Annotated in this window: 15 protein-coding genes; 11 read left to right on the top strand and 4 right to left on the bottom strand. The window is 76.0% G+C overall.

Features of this window, described 5'->3' with window-relative positions:
• Positions 1 to 148: 148 nt before the first annotated feature.
• Positions 149 to 868: a biliverdin-producing heme oxygenase gene (locus tag ACI79A_RS17275; RefSeq protein ID WP_457084991.1), complete on the top strand. Its 720-nt coding sequence runs from the start codon at positions 149 to 151 to the stop codon at positions 866 to 868.
• The gene (locus ACI79A_RS17270) at positions 865 to 3,246 is read left to right on the top strand and encodes a SpoIIE family protein phosphatase (protein WP_457084990.1); all 2,382 of its coding nucleotides are present in this window, start codon (positions 865 to 867) and stop codon (positions 3,244 to 3,246) included. Before ACI79A_RS17275 ends, ACI79A_RS17270 begins: the two co-directional genes overlap by 4 nt.
• Positions 3,247 to 3,264: 18 nt before the next feature.
• Here the strand turns inward: ACI79A_RS17270 and ACI79A_RS17265 are convergent, their stop codons facing one another.
• Together ACI79A_RS17265 and ACI79A_RS17260 are read right to left on the bottom strand one after the other, a co-directional pair.
• Positions 3,265 to 3,537 carry a hypothetical protein gene (locus ACI79A_RS17265; RefSeq protein ID WP_457084989.1) on the bottom strand — a complete coding sequence of 91 codons (273 nt, stop codon included), beginning with the start codon at positions 3,535 to 3,537 and terminating at the stop codon, positions 3,265 to 3,267.
• A complete protein-coding gene (locus ACI79A_RS17260; protein WP_457084988.1) occupies positions 3,534 to 4,619 on the bottom strand; it encodes an FAD-dependent oxidoreductase in 1,086 nt (361 codons plus the stop codon). Before ACI79A_RS17260 ends, ACI79A_RS17265 begins: the two co-directional genes overlap by 4 nt.
• Positions 4,620 to 4,754: 135 nt before the next feature.
• Between ACI79A_RS17260 and ACI79A_RS17255 the strand changes: the two genes are divergently transcribed.
• Positions 4,755 to 5,741, top strand: coding sequence for an ATP-binding protein (locus tag ACI79A_RS17255; RefSeq protein ID WP_457084987.1), 987 nt, complete (start codon positions 4,755 to 4,757; stop codon positions 5,739 to 5,741).
• A gap of 76 nt (positions 5,742 to 5,817) precedes the next feature.
• On the opposite strand, the gene idi is transcribed toward ACI79A_RS17255, so the two are convergent.
• Positions 5,818 to 6,366, bottom strand: coding sequence for an isopentenyl-diphosphate Delta-isomerase (idi, locus tag ACI79A_RS17250; RefSeq protein WP_457084986.1), 549 nt, complete (start codon positions 6,364 to 6,366; stop codon positions 5,818 to 5,820).
• A 154-nt stretch (positions 6,367 to 6,520) separates the two neighbouring features.
• On the opposite strand from idi, the gene ACI79A_RS17245 reads away from it, so the two are divergent.
• The 6 genes from ACI79A_RS17245 to ACI79A_RS17220 all read left to right on the top strand — a co-directional run bounded on the left by ACI79A_RS17245 (position 6,521) and on the right by ACI79A_RS17220 (position 14,969).
• The gene (locus ACI79A_RS17245) at positions 6,521 to 9,082 is read left to right on the top strand and encodes an EAL domain-containing protein (RefSeq protein ID WP_457084985.1); all 2,562 of its coding nucleotides are present in this window, start codon (positions 6,521 to 6,523) and stop codon (positions 9,080 to 9,082) included.
• Between the two features lie 29 nt (positions 9,083 to 9,111).
• Positions 9,112 to 9,945, top strand: coding sequence for an alpha/beta fold hydrolase (locus tag ACI79A_RS17240; RefSeq protein ID WP_457084984.1), 834 nt, complete (start codon positions 9,112 to 9,114; stop codon positions 9,943 to 9,945).
• 86 nt (positions 9,946 to 10,031) lie between these two features.
• Positions 10,032 to 11,333, top strand: a complete 1,302-nt coding sequence (locus ACI79A_RS17235; protein ID WP_457084983.1) for a PP2C family protein-serine/threonine phosphatase — start codon at positions 10,032 to 10,034, stop codon at positions 11,331 to 11,333.
• A 31-nt stretch (positions 11,334 to 11,364) separates the two neighbouring features.
• Positions 11,365 to 12,729 carry an MFS transporter gene (locus ACI79A_RS17230; RefSeq protein ID WP_457084982.1) on the top strand — a complete coding sequence of 455 codons (1,365 nt, stop codon included), beginning with the start codon at positions 11,365 to 11,367 and terminating at the stop codon, positions 12,727 to 12,729.
• A gap of 29 nt (positions 12,730 to 12,758) precedes the next feature.
• Positions 12,759 to 13,853 (top strand): winged helix DNA-binding domain-containing protein, encoded by a 1,095-nt coding sequence (locus ACI79A_RS17225; RefSeq protein ID WP_457084981.1) that lies wholly within the window; start codon positions 12,759 to 12,761, stop codon positions 13,851 to 13,853.
• A gap of 36 nt (positions 13,854 to 13,889) precedes the next feature.
• Positions 13,890 to 14,969, top strand: a complete 1,080-nt coding sequence (locus ACI79A_RS17220; protein ID WP_457084980.1) for an NAD-dependent epimerase/dehydratase family protein — start codon at positions 13,890 to 13,892, stop codon at positions 14,967 to 14,969.
• Positions 14,970 to 15,099: 130 nt separating this feature from the next.
• Here ACI79A_RS17220 and ACI79A_RS17215 read toward each other — a convergent pair whose 3' ends face one another.
• Positions 15,100 to 15,960, bottom strand: a complete 861-nt coding sequence (locus ACI79A_RS17215) for an aldo/keto reductase (protein WP_457084979.1) — start codon at positions 15,958 to 15,960, stop codon at positions 15,100 to 15,102.
• Positions 15,961 to 16,190: 230 nt separating this feature from the next.
• Between ACI79A_RS17215 and ACI79A_RS17210 the strand changes: the two genes are divergently transcribed.
• The gene (locus ACI79A_RS17210) at positions 16,191 to 17,411 is read left to right on the top strand and encodes an MFS transporter (protein WP_457084978.1); all 1,221 of its coding nucleotides are present in this window, start codon (positions 16,191 to 16,193) and stop codon (positions 17,409 to 17,411) included.
• Positions 17,404 to 18,003: a histidine phosphatase family protein gene (locus ACI79A_RS17205; protein ID WP_457084977.1), complete on the top strand. Its 600-nt coding sequence runs from the start codon at positions 17,404 to 17,406 to the stop codon at positions 18,001 to 18,003. The genes ACI79A_RS17210 and ACI79A_RS17205 overlap by 8 nt, the downstream gene beginning before the upstream one ends.
• Positions 18,004 to 18,157 lie beyond the last annotated feature (154 nt).

The raw sequence follows: 18,157 nt of genomic DNA, 5'->3' as shown, positions 1-18,157 counted from the left end.
GGCTGGGCCCGATCGAGCAGCTCACCCGGCTGGACCTCGGCGACGGCGCCGACCGGCTGCTGCTGCACCTCGGCGTGCGCACCGCCGAGGTGATCGACGCGATGACGCCACCGCCCGATCGTCACCCGGGTGCCCTAGGCTGGGCGAGTTGAGCACAGCAGGAGAAGCGCTCCCCGGGACCCGGGCCGGCGCGGTGGACGACGCGGACCCGGTGACCGACGACCGTGACGTGCTCCGCCGGCTGCGCAGCGAGACCGCGGCCGAGCACCGGGCCGTCGAGGACACCCTCGACCTGCTCGACCCCCGGCTGACCCGCGAGCGCCTGGTGGCCGCCCTCGCCCGGATGCACGGCTTCTGGCGCGCCGCCGAGGCCGGCCTGGACGCCTGGGCCGGAGCCGAGCCGGCCGACGCCGCCCGGGTCGGGTGGTCGCGACGGCGGCGGTCGCACCTGTTCGCCGCCGACCTCGCCGCGCTGGGTGCGCCTCCGGTGGAGCCACCCGCCCAGCCGGAGCTGCCCGCGGTCGCCGACACCGACGCGGCGCTGGGCCGGCTGTACGTGCTGGAGGGCTCCTCGCTCGGCGGGGTGTTCATCGACCGGCACCTGGCCACGCTGCCGCACGTGGCGGCGCCCGGCGTGCTGCGGGCGTTCTCCCCCTACGGCACCGAGACGGGCGCGATGTGGCACGCCTTCCGGACGGTCACCCGTGAGCGGGTCGCCGGCGGGGGCGACGCCGGCCGCCTGGTGGCCGCGGCGCGGGATACGTTCAGCGCACTGGCCGCCTGGTGCGGCGCGGTCCCCGCCGAGCAGGGAGACTCAGGGGCAGCGCTGCCGCGGGGGCACGTCCGAGGGAGCGAGGTCACCGCATGACCGACCGGGTGCAGACCGGCCCTTGGCTGGCGCCGGGCGAACCGGTCGACCTGAGCAACTGCGAGCGCGAGCCGATCCACGTACCGGGCAGCATCCAGCCGCGCGGCGTCCTGCTGGCGGTCAGCGAGCCGGACATGGTGGTGCGGCAGGTGTCGCGCAACCTCGCCGACGTCGTCGGCATGCCCTGGGACGACGCGCTGGGGCGACCGCTGACCGAGGTGCTCGGGGTGCCCGCCGCCGAGGCGGTGGCCCGGTCGGCGAGCGCCTTCGGCGACCTGCGGGAGCGCAACCCGGTGGAGCTGGTCCTCGACTGCGAGGGCACGCCGTGCCCGGTCGACGCGATCCTGCACCGGGCGGTGCACGGCTCGGAGAACATCGTCCTGCCGCCGCTGGTCGACGGCCCGTCGGTGCGCGTGCTGGCCGCGGGGACGGTCGCGGCCAGCACCCTGGTCGTGGAGCTGGAGCCGGCCTCCGGCCCGCGGCCCTTCTCCTTCCCGAACACCTACCAGGCGGTGCGCGGCACCATCGTCGAGCTGAACCGGGCGACCTCGCTGCAGGAGCTCTACGACATCACCGCCGAGGCGGTGCGCGCCCTCACCGGCTTCGACCGGGTGATGGTCTACCGCTACGACGCCGACTACAACGGCGAGGTCGTCGCCGAGGCGAAGGTGGCGGGGCTGAACTCCTTCCTCGGCCTGCACTACCCGGCCTCGGACATCCCGGCCCAGGCGCGGGCGCTGTACGAGAAGAACTGGATCCGGCTGATCGACGACGTCGACTACACGCCGTCGCCGTTGGAACCGGTCGACCTGCCGGCCACCGGCCAGCCGCTGGACCTGACCTTCTCCACGCTGCGCAGCGTCTCCCCGATCCACTGCGAGTACCTGCGCAACATGGGCGTCCGCGCCTCGATGTCCATCTCGCTGCTGCGCGACGACAAGCTGTGGGGGCTCATCGCCTGCCACCACTACGCCGGCCCGCACTCCCCGCCCTACGCCACCCGCGCCGCGGCGGAGTTCCTCGGCTCCGCCCTGTCGCTGCGGCTGGTCGACCGCGCCCAGGACGAGGAGCACCGGCGCGCGCTGCAGGTCCGCTCGACGCTGGCCTGGCTCACCGCTGCCGCGCTGGACGAGGACCGCCCGCTGGCCCAGAGCCTGCTGGGCAGCCCCGGGCTGCTCGACGTCCTGCCCGCCGACTCGGTGGTGCTGAACCTGCAGGGCGCCACCGCGTCCGCCGGCGCGCCACTGCCGGCCGCCGTCGTCGGCGCGCTGGCCGCCTGGGCCGCCGAGCAGGGCAGCGACGTGGTGAGCACCGACCAGCTGCCGCTGGTGGCGCCGCACCTCCCGGTACCGGCGGACCTGGCCTGCGGCGTGCTGGCCCTGCCGCTGCCGGAGGGCCAGTACGTGATCTGGACCCGCGCGGAGCAGGTGCACTCGGTCGACTGGGGCGGCGACCCGCACAACAAGGCGATCGCCGAACGCCAGGGCGACACGGTCCGGCTCTCCCCGCGGAAGTCCTTCGACCGCTGGCGGGAGGTGGTCCGCAACCGCTCCGAGCCCTGGTCCCCCGCCCAGCTGGGCGAGGTCGGCGACCTGCGCACCAACCTGCTGGAAGCCCTGTACGCCCGCAGCCGCCGGGTCGCCCGGGTCGCCCTCACCCTGCAGCGCAGCCTGCTGTCCGAACCGCCGGACCCCGACCACCTCGACATCGCCGTCCGCTACGAGCCGGCCGCCCGCGAGTCGCAGGTCGGCGGCGACTGGTACGACGTCTTCCAGCAGCCCGACGGCGCCACCATGCTGGTGATCGGCGACGTGGTCGGCCACGACACCGAGGCCGCTGCCCGCATGGGTCAGCTGCGCGGGCTGCTGCGCGGGATCGCCTTCGACAGCGAGGGCGGTCCGGCCGTGGTGCTGTCCCGGCTGGACCGGGCGATCGAGGGGCTCCAACTGGGGACGATGGCCTCCGTGCTGGTGGCCCGGCTGGAGCAGACCCCGCAGGAGCGGGCCGACGGCCTCACCCGGCTGCGCTGGTCCAACGCCGGGCACCTGCCCCCGGTGGTCCAGCACCCCGACGACTCGGTGCAGGTGCTCGACGGGCCACGCGCGGAGCTGCTGCTGGGGGTCTCCGCCGACGCCCCCCGCCGCGAGCACGTCACCACCGTGGCGCGCGGCTCGACCGTCCTGCTCTACACGGACGGACTGGTCGAGCGCCGCGACCAGGTGTTCGACGAGGGCGTCGAGCGGCTGCGTACCGAGCTCACCACCCTCGGGGGCCGGCCGGTCGACGAGATCGCCGACACGCTGCTCGCCCGGCTGCTGCCGTCCGAGGGCGCCGAGGACGACGTCGCGCTGATCACCGTCCGGCTCAACGACCAGTGAGCGGGGGGACCACCCCGCTCACTGGTCGGTGAACTGCGGGTCGAGCCCGTCGTCGTTGCCGCCGCCGTCGCCGGCGGTCGGCAGCGGCGCGTCGTCGGCGGCCGCCGCGGCCACCTCCGGGGTGTCCTCCACGGCGGGCTCGGCCGGCCGGCCGTCGGGCTGCTCGAGGGCGGCCAGGGCCTCCTGCTCGTCCACACCGAGGGGCACCCGGCTCCGCTCACCGGGCAGCCCCTCGTCGTTGCCGGTGGCCATGCCGGTGTCGGGCAGGGCGGGGTCCGGGTTCTCGCTCATGCGTCGGTCACTACCGCCGATGGCCTCCGGTCAACCTCCGGTCCGGCGGCAAGGGTGCGCAGCAGCTCGCGGGCGGCGGCCCGCCCCGCCCGGTTGGCGCCGATCGTGCTCGCCGAGGGGCCGTACCCGACCAGGTGGAGACGTGGCTCGGCGACCACCCGGGTGCCGTCCATCGCGATGCCGCCCCCGGGGGCGCGCAGGTGCAGCGGCGTGAGATGGTCCAGGGCCGCCCGGAAGCCGGTGGCCCACAGCACGGCGTCGGCCCGGACGAACCGGGCCGGGGAGTCCCAGGCCACACCGTCGTGGGTGAGCCGGTCGAACACCGGGAACCGGTCCAGCACGCCCCGGTCCCGGGCGGCGAGCACCGCCTCGGTCTCCAGCAGCCCGGTGACGCCGACGACGCTGCCCGGCGGCAGGCCGGCGCGCACCCGCGCGTCGACCAGGGCGACCGCGGCGCGGCCGGCGTCCTCGTCGAAGTCCCCCGGGCGCCAGATCGGCTCCCGGCGGGTGACCCAGGTGGTCTCGGCGACCTCGCTGATCTCGATCAGCTGCTGCACCGCCGACGTCCCCCCGCCGACGACGACCACCGACTGCCCCCGGAACTCCTCCGCGCCGCGGTAGTCGGCGGCGTGCAACTGCCGGCCGCCGAACAGCTCCCGCCCCGGGTAGGCGGGCCAGAACGGGTGGGTCCAGGTGCCCGTGGCGTTGACCAGCCCGCGCGCCGTCCACTCCCCCACGTCGGTGCCGAGCGCGAAGCCGTGGTCGGTGCGCCGGACCGCCCGCACCGCCACCGGCCGCCGCACCGGCAGGTCGAAGTGGCGCTCGTAGGCGGCGAAGTAGTCCCCCACCACCTCGCTGGCCGGGGTCGCCGGGTCGGCGTCGGGCAGCGCCATCCCCGGCAGGGGGTGGATCCGGTGCGCGCGGTCCAGCCGCAGCGAGGGCCAGCGGTGCTGCCAGGCACCGCCCGGCCCGGCGTCGGCGTCCAGCACGACGAAGTCGGCGCCGGCCCGGCGCAGTGCCCAAGCGGCCGAGAGCCCGGCCTGCCCGGCCCCGATCACCACGACGTCGTTGTGCACGGCCACCTCAACACCGCGGGCTCGCGGGCCATGCCGGGCCCGACCGGGAGTGTGACCTTCGCCGGACCGATGATTCCTGATCACCGTCCCCGGGCACAGACCCCCAGTCGAAGCAGCCGACGAAGGAGGCGGGCCCAGCCCGTGGAGCACGCCCAGCAGCAGGTCGTCCCGTCGCCGAGCCCGGAGCCCCAGGGCTACCGGCACATCGGCTACGTGGTGCGCCCGGGACAGGACGTCGCCGCCGTCCTGGGCCCGGTGCTGCGCACCGCCCTGGACGCCGGCGAGCCGGTCGTGGTGGCCTGCACCGAGCCGGTGGCCGGTGCCCTGCTGGACGCCCTCGGCCGCCCCGAGGACGTCCACGTCGGCCCGGCCGACCCGCTGGGCGACCGTCCCCCGAACGCGATCGCCGCGATCGGGTCGCTCGTCGACGGCGAGCTGCCGCCCGACGGCCGGCGGCTGCACCTGGTGACCGGCCCCGGCGAGCCGGACGACTGGACGACCTGGACGCAGACCGAGGCGCTGCTCAACCACGTGCTCGCCGAGCGGCCGGTCGATCACCTGTGCCTGCTGAGCCCGGCCGTGGGCGAACCCGACGGTGTCGACGCCCAGTCGGTGGCGCGGGCGACGCACCCGTGGCTGCTGACCGCCGACGGCGCGGTGCGCAACCCGGACTACCGGGCTCCGGAGGAGCTGCTGCGTGAGGTGGAGCGGGCGCGGGTGCCCGATCCCCTGGAGGACACCGAGCCCACCCTGGCCGTCGTCGACCTCGACGACATGCGTGCCCTGCGCCGCGCCCTGCGCCAGGCGCTGGCCGACAGCGCGCTGTCCGAGGACGCCGCGCAGGACTTCGTGCTGGCCATCGACGAGGTGACCGCGAACGCCACCGAGCACGGCGTGCCCCCCGTCGACGTGAAGCTGTGGTGCACCCCGGAGCGCCTGCTGTGCGCGGTGACCGACCGGGGCACCGCCTTCGACGACCCGCTGGTGGGCTACGGCCCCGCGCACGGCGACATGGCCGTGGGCGGGATGGGGTTGTGGCTGGCCCGCCGGTCGGTCGACGTCCTCACCACCACCCCGGCCGACGCGGCCGGGCAGGGCTGCACCGTCCGGCTCGTGGTGCACGCCTGACGAAGGACCCCGTCCTCCTCACCCCTCGCAGGCTCGGGGCGAGCCTCTGGACGGGGCCGGGCGACCCCGCGTTCCCTCAGGTGGTGGGCGCGAGGCCGGCGGCCTCGATGAGGCGGGCCTGCTCGCGGCACCAGGGCGACCAGGCGTCGTCGAGCTGGGCCTCCTGGCGGGCCCGGAAGTCGGCCCAGTCGAGCACCTCCCACTCACCGACCTCGGTCGGTTCGGGCGACGGCGTGCCGGTGAAGCGGCCGATCCAGACCGGGCAGATCTCGTTCTCCACCACGCCGCGGAACACCGCCCGGTAGCGGTAGGACGGCAGGGCCGGCCGCAGCTGCTCGACCCCGAGGCCCAGTTCGTAGCGCGCCCGGCGGGCGATGGCCGCGACGTCGTCCTCACCCGGGCCGGGGTGCCCGCAGACCGTGTTGGTCCACATGCCGGGGAAGGTCGCCTTGCCCTCGGCGCGGCGGGTGACCAGCAACCGGCCGGCCTCGTCGAAGAGGTAGGCGGAGAAGGCGCGGTGCAACGGGGTCTCCCCGTGGTGCACCAGCGGCTTGGGCATCGTGCCGATCGCCGTCCCGTCCTCGTCGACCAGGACGATCAGCTCGCGCGCCGCGGGTGCCACCACCGCTCCATCGTCCCCGACCGCGGCCTCCGGCGCCTGCCTGGGCTCACCACGGCGCCGACCCGGACGGGTGAGAGGGCATCGCCCCGTCCCGCCGACCATGATCATCATTCCTCCCGACGATCGCCGCGCGGCGGTCCGGGGAGGACGACGGTCGATGACCAGCACCGGGACGGTGGACACCGCCCTGCCTGCTCCGCCGGCGCCCGTCGCGGTCGCCGGCTCCGCTGCACCCGCTGCGCCGGGCGCCGACGGGCCCGCGGTCGCCGCGCTGGGCGACCTGGCGGTGCCGGCCCGGCTGGTGCCGCCGGGAGTGCCGCTGGCCGCCCTGGACGCCCTGTTCCGCCGGGACGCCGGGCTGCGCTGGGTGGTCACCGACCGGCCCGAGGCGCCGGTGCTGGTCAGCCGCTCCTGGTTCGAGGTCGCGATGACCGGCCGGCTCGGCTACGGCCGGCTGGTGAACGCCCGGCGCGAGCTGCCCGAGCTCGGGGTGCCGGAGACGCTGTGCTTCCCGGCCGACGCCCCGGTGCCGCAGGCGGCCGCAGCGGTCGTCGAGCGGCGCGCCGCCGGCGACGCGCTGCTCGACGCCGTCGTCGTGACCGGAGCGGAGGGCCGGCTGCTCGTGGTGCCGGTGACCGTGCTGTTCGAGCACCTCGCCCAGCAGTACGCCTGGCAGGCACTGCACGACCCGCTGACCGGGCTGCCCAACCGGATCTCCCTCCTCGAGCGGCTCCGGCAGGCCGGCGGCGCCGGCGTGCTCTGCTACATCGACCTGGACCGGTTCAAGGACGTCAACGACCACCTCGGGCACAGCGCCGGTGACCAGGTGCTCGTCGAGTTCGCCCGCCGGCTGCGCGGGGTGGCCCGCGCCGAGGACCTGGTGGTGCGGCTCTCCGGGGACGAGTTCGCCGTCGTCACCGGCGAGGCGATGACCGGCGAGCAGAGCAGCGCGCTGGCCGAGCGGATCGTGCTCGCCGCGGCCGCGCCGTTCGTGGTCAGCGCGCTGGGCGCCGACGGGCCGGCCGAGCACCTGGTGAGCCTGGGCGCCAGCGTCGGGGTGGCCAGCGCCGACGGCCGGCTGCCGGCGTCGCTGGACGACCTGCTGCACCAGGCCGACCTGGCGATGTACCGCGCCAAGTCCCTGGGCCGCGGCCGCGTCGCGCACTTCGGCAGCGAGCTGCTGGCCGACGCCGAGGCCACCGACGTGGTCCGCGCGCGGCACGCGATGGAGCGCCGGCTGCGGCACGCCATCGAGACCGGGGGCCTGACGCTGCACTACCAGCCGGTGGTCGCGCTCCCGGGTGGGCAGGTGACCGGGGTCGAGGCGCTGGCCCGCTGGGACGACGTGGAGCTCGGCGTCGTCCCGCCCGACCGGTTCATCCCGCTGGCCGAGCAGACCGGGCTGGTCGTCGACCTGGGCCGCTGGGTGCTGCAGACCGCCTGCCGGGAGGCGGCCGGCTGGCCGACCGGTCCCACCGGCCTCGCCGCCACGGTCGCGGTCAACGTCTCCGCCGTCCAGCTGGCCCAGCGGGACTTCACCGACGACGTCGTGCGGGCGCTGGCCGACAGCGGGCTGACCCCGGAGCGGCTGTGCCTGGAGATCACCGAGACGGCGGCGATCACCGACCTGGAGGCCACCGCGGCCCGGCTCACCCAGATCCGCGACCTGGGCGTGCGGCTGGCGCTGGACGACTTCGGTGCCGGGCACTCGGCGCTGAGCCTGCTGCGCGCGCTGCCGTTGGACCTGGTGAAGATCGACCGGTCCTTCGTCGAGCGGGTGGCCAGCGACACCGCCGACGCGGTGCTCGTCCGGTTGGTCGTCGAGGCGGCGCACAGCCTGGGACGCCGGGTGCTGGCCGAGGGCGTGGAGTCCGACGAACAGGCCCGGCAGCTGATCGCGATGGGCTGCGACGCGGCGCAGGGCTGGCTGTTCGGCAAGCCGGAGCCGGCCTCTCCGGCGCTGACCGCCCGCCTGGCCCGCCGCGCGGTCAGCGGACCGCCGGCCGAGGCCGGGGGCAGCGCGGTGCTGCCGCTGGGCGGGAACGACGAACTGGTCCTGGTGACCACCCCGGACCTCCGGATCAGCTACGCCTCGGCCAGCAGCGGCCCCATCCTCGGCTGGCTGCCGCAGGAGCTGGTGGGCCGGTCGATCGGCGACCTGCTGCACCGGGAGGACCTGGCCCGGCTGGTCGCCGACCCGGAGCTGGCCGCGCGCGTGCTCGACGGCACCGCCGTGCACCGCTACGTGCACCGTGACGGGAGCCTGCGCTGGCTGGAGAGCGGGACCCGCCAGCTGCGCGACGACGACGGCCGGGTGCGGGAGGTGCTGTCGGTCTCCCGGGACGTGACCGCCACCGTCGAGGCGCGGCGGGCGCTGGCGGCCAGCGAGGCGATGTTCCGGCACGCCTTCGACGACGCGCCGATCGGCATGACGATGACCCGGATGGACGGGCGGCTGCTGCGAGTGAACAAGGCCTTCGCCGCGCTGCTGGGCACCACCGCCGAGGAGCTCCGGGACAGCCGGGTGCAGGACCTGACCCCGGTGGCGGACCGGCCCGCCGTCGAAGGGCTGTTCACCGCGTTCATCGGCGTGACCGAGCTGTCCACGGCGTTCGTGCACGCCGACGGCTCGCCGGTGCCGGCGCTGGTGCGGGTCTCGGTGGTGCGGGACCGGGACGGCAGCCCGACGTCGGTGTTCTCCCACGTCCTGCCCGAGTGAGCGGGCGGTCGCCGGGGAAGGGACGGGGCATGGACTCCTTCCGCCGCGGTGACCTCGTCTTCGACGTCCGGGACGCCGGCCCGTCCGACGGGGAGCCGGTCGTGCTGCTGCACGGCTTCCCGCAGGACTCCGGCGCCTTCGACCGGCTCAGCCCGGTCCTGCACTCCGCGGGGCTGCGCACCCTGGCGCCGGACCAGCGGGGCTACTCCCCCGGCGCCCGGCCCGCCGGCCGCTCGGCCTACCGGCTGCGCGAGACGGCCGACGACGTCCTGGCGCTGCTGCAGGCCGCCGGGCTGGAGAGCGCGCACGTCGTCGGGCACGACTGGGGCGGCATCGTCGGCTGGGCGCTGGCCGCCTGGCACCCGTGGCGGGTGCGCACCCTCACCTCGCTGTCGGTGCCGCACCCGGCCGCGATGACCCAGGCCCTCGGGCACAGCGACCAGGCGCTGCGCTCGGCCTACATCGGGCTCTTCCAGCTGCCCGTGGCTCCCGAGGCGGCGCTGCTGGCCGGTGGCGGTGCCGTGCTGCGCCGGATGCTGCGGCAGGGCGGTCTGCCGGAGGAACTGGTCGACCGCTACGTCGACCGGATGCGGGAACCAGGGGCGCTGACCGCCGCACTCAACTGGTACCGGGCGCTGCCCCTGGCCGGGAACGACCCGGTGGGCCGGGTGCGGGTGCCGACGCTGCACGTCTGGGGGGCGCGGGACACCTTCCTCGGCCGGGCCGCGACCGAGGCGACCGGGGAGTTCGTCAGCGCGCCCTACGCGCTGGAGGTGCTCGAGGACGCCGACCACTGGCTGCCCGAGCTCGCCGCCGACCGGGTCGGGGAGCTGGTCACCGCCCACGTGCGCACGCACGGCTGACCGCGGGAGCCCCCGGTCCCCCGCCGTGCCGCGTGGTGCAGGCTGGGGACGCTGCCCGCGCACCCCGAGGAGGAGACCACCACCCCATGCCGGAACGCCGGACCCTGGCCCAGCACCACGCGGACGTGGTCCGGCTGCAGGCCGTCGAGGCGGAGCTATCCCGGGCGCTGGAGCTGTTCCGCAAGATCCTGGACAACACCGCCGACGGCATCTACGGCCTGGACGCCGAGGGCCGGGTGGAGTTCGTCAACCCCGCCGCCGAGCGGATCACCGGGCACCCCGCGGCCGTGCAGCTGGGGATCAACCAGCACGAGCTGATCCACTCCCGGCGCCCCGACGGCACGCCGCTGCCGCTCGAGGAGTGCGGGGTGTGGCGCGCGCTGCGCACCGGGGAGCCGGTGCACGCCGCCGACGAGGTCTTCTGGCACCGTGATGGCCGCGCCGTCCCGGTCGACCTGGTCGCCGTGCCCACGGTCGAGGACGGGCAGGTGACCGGCGTCGTCGTCTCCTTCCGCGACCTCACCGAGCGGCGGGCGGCGGAGGCCGAGGCGACGCGGCTGCGCGAGGCCGCCCGCCGCGCCGCGGAGGACCGCGCGCTCTCCGACCGGCTGCAGCAGGCGCTGCTCACCCCGCCGCCGCAGCCGGACCACCTGCACCTGGTGGTGCGCTACCTGCCCGCCGCCTCCGGCGCCCAGGTCGGCGGTGACTGGTACGACGCGTTCCTGCAGCCCGACGGCGCGACCGTGCTGGTGATCGGCGACGTGGTCGGCCACGACAGCGACGCCGCGGCCGCGATGGGCCAGCTGCGCGGGCTGCTGCGCGCCCTGGCCTTCGACAACGACGAGCCGCTGTCGGCCACCCTCACCCGCACCGAGCGCGCCGCGACGGGGCTGGCGGTCGGCACCCTGGCCACCGTCCTGCTGGCCCGGGTCGAGCGGCGGCCGGACGGGACCGGGACCGGCGGGCGGCGGCTGCGGTGGAGCAGCGCCGGCCACCTGCCTCCGGTGCTGCTCGCCCCCGACGGCAGCTCCCGGCTCCTGGCCACCCGCCCGGACCTGATGCTGGGGGTGACCGCCGACGCGCGGCGGCACGACCACACCGTCGACCTGCTCGACGGCAGCACCCTGCTGCTGTTCACCGACGGGCTGGTCGAACGGCCCGGCTCCGACCTCGATGCCGGGCTGGCCGCCCTCCAGGACGCGCTGCGCGACCTCGGGCGCACCCCGCCGGAGGAGCTGTGCGACACGCTGCTGGCCCGGCTGGTGCCCGGCGCGGCCACCGACGACGTCGCGCTGCTGGCCGTGCGGCCGCACCCCGAGGATCGTCCCCGGCCCGTCGAGGCCGGCCCGAACCGGCTGCCGGACCCGCTCGCCGGCACGCAGGGGTGAGACCGGGCGCCCGGTCGGGTAGGCCGCGTCGATGAGCGCCGAGCCGACCGCCGCCTCCCCGACCTCCCCGGCCGCGCCGCTGACCCGGCCGCAGCGGCTGGACCGGCTGCCGCTGACCCGGCAGCACGGCCGCCTCGTGGTGGGCAGCGGCATCGGCTGGGCGCTGGACGCGATGGACGTCGGGCTCATCTCCTTCGTGATGACCGCCCTCGCCGTCCAGTGGTCGCTGACCGACACCCAGCTGTCCTGGATCGCCTCCATCGGGTTCGTGGGCATGGCGCTGGGCGCCACCCTCGGCGGGCTGCTGGCCGACCGGATCGGCCGCCGGCAGGTGTTCGCGCTCACCCTGCTCGTGTTCGGTCTGGCCACCGGCGCCGCGGCGCTGTCCTGGTCGGTCGGCGCCCTGCTGGTGTTCCGGTTCCTCATCGGGCTGGGCCTGGGCGCCGAGCTGCCGGTGGCCTCCACCCTGGTCAGCGAGTACGCACCGGCCCGGGTGCGGGGCCGGGTGGTCGTGGCGCTGGAGGCGTTCTGGGCGGTCGGCTGGGTGCTGGCCGCGCTGATCGGCTACTTCGTCGTGCCGCGCAGCGACGACGGCTGGCGCTGGGCCCTGGCCCTGGGGGCGCTGCCGGCGCTGTACGCCGTCGTCGTCCGCCGGGGACTGCCCGAGTCGGTGCGCTTCCTGGAGCTGCGCGGTCGCACCGACGAGGCGGAGGCCGCGGTCCGCCGCTTCGAGCGGGCCGCCGGGGTCGACCCGGTGCCCAGCCCCCGGGTGGCCGCGCCGGTGACCCGGGCGCGTCCGGGTCAGCTGTGGGCCCCGGCCGCCCGGCGGCGCACGGCCGCGCTGTGGGGCGTGTGGTTCTGCATCAACTTCGCCTACTACGGCGCCTTCACCTGGCTGCCGACGCTGCTCTACGCCTCCGGCTTCTCGCTGGTGAAGTCCTTCGGCTACACGCTGCTGATCACCCTGGCCCAGCTGCCCGGGTACGCGGTCGCGGCCTGGCTGGTCGAGCGCTGGGGCCGCCGGCCCACCCTGGGGGTGTTCCTGCTCGGCTCGGCGCTGGGCGCGGGCCTGTTCGCCGTCGCCGGCGGGGACTCCGCGGTGCTGGCCAGCGGCATGGTCCTGTCGTTCTTCAACCTCGGGGCCTGGGGGGCGCTCTACGCGCTCACCCCGGAGGTCTACCCGACCGCGCTGCGCGCCACCGGCGCGGGCGCGGCGGCCGGCTTCGGCCGGATCGCCTCGATCCTCGCGCCGCTCGCGGTGCCCCTGCTGCTGGACGGCGGAGGCACCGGGCTGGTGTTCGGGGTGTTCGCGCTGGCCTTCGTGCTCGCCGCCGCCTCGGCCTGGGCACTGCCCGAGCGGCGCGGCGACGCCCTCGACGAGACCGTCGCCTCCTGACCGTCGGCACCTGCCCCTACGGTGACGCCATGACGGTGCTGACCCGGGCGCAGGTGCTCGGTCACCGGGTGCGGGCCCACCAGCTGGACCGCTCCACCGGCACGACCGACGACACCGCGGTGCTCGACCAGGGCGTGCAGGACACCGGCCCCGAGGCGGGCCGGTGGGCGTTGGCCGTCCGCGGCCTCGACGTCGCGCCGGAGCTCCCCGGCCTGGCGGTGGCCTGGACCCTGCGGGGCGCTCCGCACCTGTACCGCCGCGCCGACCTGCCCGGCGTCCTCGCCGCGACCGCGCCGTTCTCCGAGGCCGACGCCGCCAAGCGGGTCTTCGACGCGGCGAAGCCGCTGCGCGCGGCGGGCATCCCGGTGCTCACCGCCCTGGACACCGTCGCCGGCACGATGCGCACGCTCGTCACCGAGCCGATGGCCAAGGGCGAGGTCTCCGGCCGGCTCGCCGAGCTGCTGCCCGAGCCGTACCTGCGCTGGTGCCGCCCGTGCCAGGCCACCCACCTGTATGAGCAGCCGTTCCGGCTCGCCGCGCTGCGCGCCGGACTGGAACTCGTGCCGGGCACCTCACCACCGGTGCTGCGGCCGGTGCCCGGGCTGGCCCCGGCCGCGGAGGTGCCCGAGCGGCTGGACGTCGTCCGCGGCCACCTGCGGCTGTACGGCCCGGCCACCCCGCAGCACGTCGCGGCACACCTGGACGCCCCGGTCGCCGCCGTCCGGGCGCGCTGGCCCGACGACGCCGCCGAGGTCACCGTCGACGGGGAGCGCCGCTGGCTGCTCGCCGCCGACCTGCCGGCCGCGGTCGCGGGGCCGGCCCCAGTGGTGCGGCTGCTCGGCCCCTACGACCCGTGGTTGCAGCTGCGCGACCGGTCGCTGCTGGTGCCCGACCGCGCGCGGGCCAAGGAGCTGTGGCCGGTGCTGGGCCGCCCCGGCGCGGTCCTGGTCGACGGCGAGGTGGCCGGCGTGTGGCGACCGCGCAGCTCCGGGCGGCGGCTCACGGTGCGGGTGCAGCCGTGGCAGGCCCTGCCGCCCGCGGTCCGCAGGCGCCTGGCCGAGGAGTCCGAGCGGCTGGCGGCGTGCCGAGGCCTGACGCTCGACGCGGTCGACGTCGCCGGCTGAGGGGTGGACGTCGTCCTGCGCGGGTAGCCGCCGGACATGGCTGAGCTCCCCAGCGGACACCTGTCGGGCATGACCGTGGCGGTCACCGGCGCCTCCGGCAACGTCGGGACGGCGTTGCTGCGCACCCTGGCCGACGCCGGGGTCGCCGAGGTGCGCGGGCTGGCCCGCCGCCGGCCACCGGAGACCGAGCCGTACGCGGGGGTGCGCTGGTTCAGCGCCGACCTCGGCGAGAGCTCCAGCGAGCCGGTGCTCGACGAGTTCCTCGCCGGGGCCGACGCCGTCGTCCACTCGGCGTGGGCGCTGATCCCCGACCGGCAGCCCGACCTGCTGCACCGGGTGAACGTGGAGGGCACCCGCCGGGTGCTCGACGCGGCCGGCCGGGCCGGGGTGGCGCACGTGGTGGCGCTGTCCTCGATCGGCACGTACGCCGCCGGCCCGCAGGTGCACCCGGTCGGCGAGGACTGGCCGACCACCGGCATCCCGTCCTCGCAGTACAGCCGGATGAAGTCGACGGTCGAGGGGCTGCTGCGCGACTTCGACGCCGCGCACCCGGAGGCGACGGTCTCCCCGATCCGCCCGACGCTGGTGCTGCAGCCGGACGCGGCCAGCGAGATCGGCCGCTACTTCCTCGGGCCGGTGCTCTTCCCCGCCGCCCGGGCGGTGCCCGGACCGGTGGCCAAGCTGCTGCCGCTGCCGTTGCCCGGGTCGCTGCACCTGGGCTTCGTGCACGCCGACGACGTCGCCGACCTGATCGCCCGGGTGCTGGACCGGCGGGCGCCGGGGGCGTTCAACGTGGCCGCCCCGCCGAACCTCGACGCCGACGGACTGGCCCGGGCGCTGGGCACCCGCCGGGTGCCGGTGCCGGCGGTGGCGCTGCGCGCCGGGATGCAGGCCGCGTTCGCCGCACACGTGCTGCAGATCGAGCCCGGCTGGCTGGACATGGGCATCGGGGTGCCGCCGCTGGACACCACCAAGGCGCGCACCGACCTGGGCTGGCGGGCGAAGCACAACGGCGGCGACCTGCTGCGGGAGTTCGTCGCGGCGCTGGGCAGCGGCGAGGGGCACACCGGCCCGCTGCTGCACCCGGGCACCGGCCCCGAGCACTCCCCCGCCTGAGCTCGGCAGCGCCGTCCTGAGTCGGATCAGGTGACCTGATCAGACGCTGTCCCCCCGCACCAGTGCTGGTGCGGGGGGACAGGCATTGATCAGGTCACCTGATCACCTCTGCGCCGGCGAGGGTCCTTCGTCAGCCGGCGAGGGCGTCCAGGCGGGCGATCTCGTCGGCGGAGAGGGTCAGCTGGGCGGCGCCGAGGTTCTCGGCCAGGTGGTCCAGCGACTTGGTGCCCGGGATCGGCAGGATCACCGGCGACTTGGCCAGGAGCCAGGCCAGCGCGACCTGCGACGGAGTGGCGTCCAGCTCCTTCGCCACCGCGGCCACCGGGCTGTCGGGCTTGGCGAGGTCACCGGTGGCGATGGGGAACCACGGGATGAAGGCGATGCCCTCCGCGGTGGCGTAGTCGAGCACGTCCTGGCTCTGCCGGTTGGTCAGGTTGTACATGTTCTGCACGCTGACGATCTCGGTGATCTCCCGGGCCGCCTTCAGCTGCTCGACGGAGACCTCGGAGACGCCGATGTGCCGGACCTTGCCCTGCTCCTTGAGCTCGGCGAAGGCGCCCAGCTGGTCGGCCAGCGGCACCTCGGGGTCGATCCGGTGCAGCTGGATCAGGTCGATCCGGTCGACCTTGAGGTTGCGCAGCGAGAGCTCGACCTGCTGCTTGAGGTAGGCCGGGCGGCCCACCGGGATCCACTCGCCCGGACCGGTGCGGGTCAGGCCGGCCTTCGTGGCCACGACCAGGCCGTCGGCGTAGGGGTGCAGCGCGTCGGCGATGATCTGCTCGCTGACCACCGGTCCGTAGGAGTCGGCGGTGTCGATGAAGTCGACGCCCTGCTCGACGGCGGCCTGCACGACGCGGACGGCGTTGGCCCGGTCGGCCGGCTCGCCCCACACACCGTCGCCGGTGAGCTGCATGGCGCCGTAGCCGAGGCGGTGGACGGGGAGGTCGCCGCCGAGGTCGAAGGTGAGCGTGGGGGCGGTGGCGCTGGTCATGTGTCCTCCAGGACGTGAGGTGCGCGGGACGTCGGTGCGCGACGTCGGGGCCCCGGGATCGGCCACCGGAGTCTCGTTGCGCACAAGCGAGTACTGCCCCACCACCTTCCCGACACCACGCCATGTGTCCGGCTGCACAGATCGGCTTCCGCGCCCCCGCCCCCGGCGCGCGGCACGGCGGCGCGGTGGAGTTGAGTGGACCGGTGCAACGAACACGGGGGACAGCGGCCGTGCCGGTTCTGCTGCTGGTCGGGGTGCTGCTGGTCGCGCTGAACATGCGCGGACCGCTGGTGGCCGTCGCCCCCGTGGTCGAGCTGATCCGCCGCGACCTCGGCGTCGGCGCCGGCACCATCGGACTGCTGACCAGCATCCCGGTGCTCTGCTTCGGGCTGGCCGCGCCGTTCGCCTCGCTGCTGATCGCCCGGACCGGGGTGCACCGCGCCGTCGTCGTGTCGATGGCCGGGGTGCTGGCCGGCACCCTGCTGCGCTCGCTGGGCACCGAGGAGGCCGCGATCGCCGGCACGGTGGTGATCGGGCTGGGCATCACCGTGGGCAACATCGTCGTCCCGGTGGTGATCGGCCGTGACTTCCCCGGCGTGACCAACGTGGTCACCGCCGCCTACACCGCGACGATGAACCTGGGCTCCACGTTCACCTCCGCGCTCACCGCACCGCTGGCCGCGGTGCTGGGCTGGCAGCTGGCGCTGGCGTCCTGGGGGTTGCTGGTGGTCGTGGCCGCCACCGTCTGGACCGCCGCGCTGCGCCGGCACGTGGCCCGCGCCGCGGCGGCCGGCACCACCCCGCCCGCTCCCCCGCCGCCGGTGCCCGGCCGGTCGGTCTGGCGCCGGCCGGTCGCCTGGGGGCTGACCGTCACCTTCGCCGGGCAGTCGTTCGCCTTCTACGGGACGACGGCCTGGCTGGCGACGCTGCTGGCCGACGAGCAGGGGCTGTCCCGGGAGGCGGCCGGGGTCGGCTCGTCGCTGTTCCAGGTGCTCGCCGTCGCCGGCGCCTTCGCGATCCCCGCGCTGGTCGCCTGGTGGCAGCGTCCGTGGGCGGTGCTGCTGGCGGTGACGACGCTGTGGGCCACCCTGCCACTGGGCATGCTGGTCGCCTCCTCGCTGTGGCCGCTGTGGTGCTCGCTGGCAGGGGTCGCGCAGGGCGGCGGGATCACCGTGGTGTTCATCGCCATCGTCCGGCGGTCCCGGGACCAGACCGAGAGCCGGCAGCTGTCGGCGATGGTGCAGGGGTGCGGCTACGTGGTGGCGGCCACCGGCCCGCTGGTGATCGGGTCGGTGCACGATGCCACCGGCGGTTGGACGGCGCCGTTGCTGGTCATCCTGGGTGCGGTGATCGTGATGACCGTCGCCGGCACCGTGTCCGTGGGCGGCCGGGAGTCGTCCGGTTCGAGCGAGCCGGGGCCGGTCCCGGCGGAGGAGGTCCAGCGTGGGTGAGATCGTCGTCGTCCGGCACGGAGCGACCGAGTGGAGCAGGAGCGGGCAGCACACGGGGTTGACCGACCTGCCGCTGCTGCCCGACGGGGAGGACGACGGGCGGCGGCTGCGGTCGGTGCTGGGCGGCCGTGGCATCACGCACGCCTTCGTCAGCCCGCTGATCCGGGCGCGGCGCACCGCGGAGCTGGCCGGCCTGTTCGACGACGGCATCGAGACGGTGCTCGAACCGGACCTCGTGGAGGTCGACTACGGCCGCTGGGAGGGGCTGACCACCCCGGAGATCAGCGACCGCGTCGGGCACCCGTGGTCGCTGTGGCACGACGGCACCGAGCCCGGCGACAGCCCCGGGGAGACGCTGGCGCAGGTGGGCGAGCGGGTCGACCGGGTGTTGGAGCGGGCGCGGCCGCTGCTCGACGGTGGTGACGTCGCCCTCGTCGCCCACGGGCACGTGCTGCGGGTGCTGACCGCCCGCTGGCTGGGGTTCGGCCCGGACAAGGGCGCACTGTTCCCGCTGGCGACCGGCCGCTACGGCATCCTGGGCCACGACCACGAGTGGCCCGCCCTGACCGGTTGGAACACCGGCTGCCCCTGAACGGCTCCGCCGCGCTCCGCAGCGCACCGTGCTCCACGATCAGCTGAGCTCACCTGGCGTGGGGGGGGGGGGGGGGGGGGGGGGGGGGGGGGGGGGGGGGGGGGGGGGGGGGGGGGGGGGGGGGGGGGGGGGGGGGGGGGGGGGGGGGGGGGGG

The organism is Modestobacter sp. SYSU DS0657, from assembly GCF_054050925.1.
Note: the sequence above shows the minus strand (reverse complement) of the source record. Positions and strands in the feature narration are given on the sequence as shown.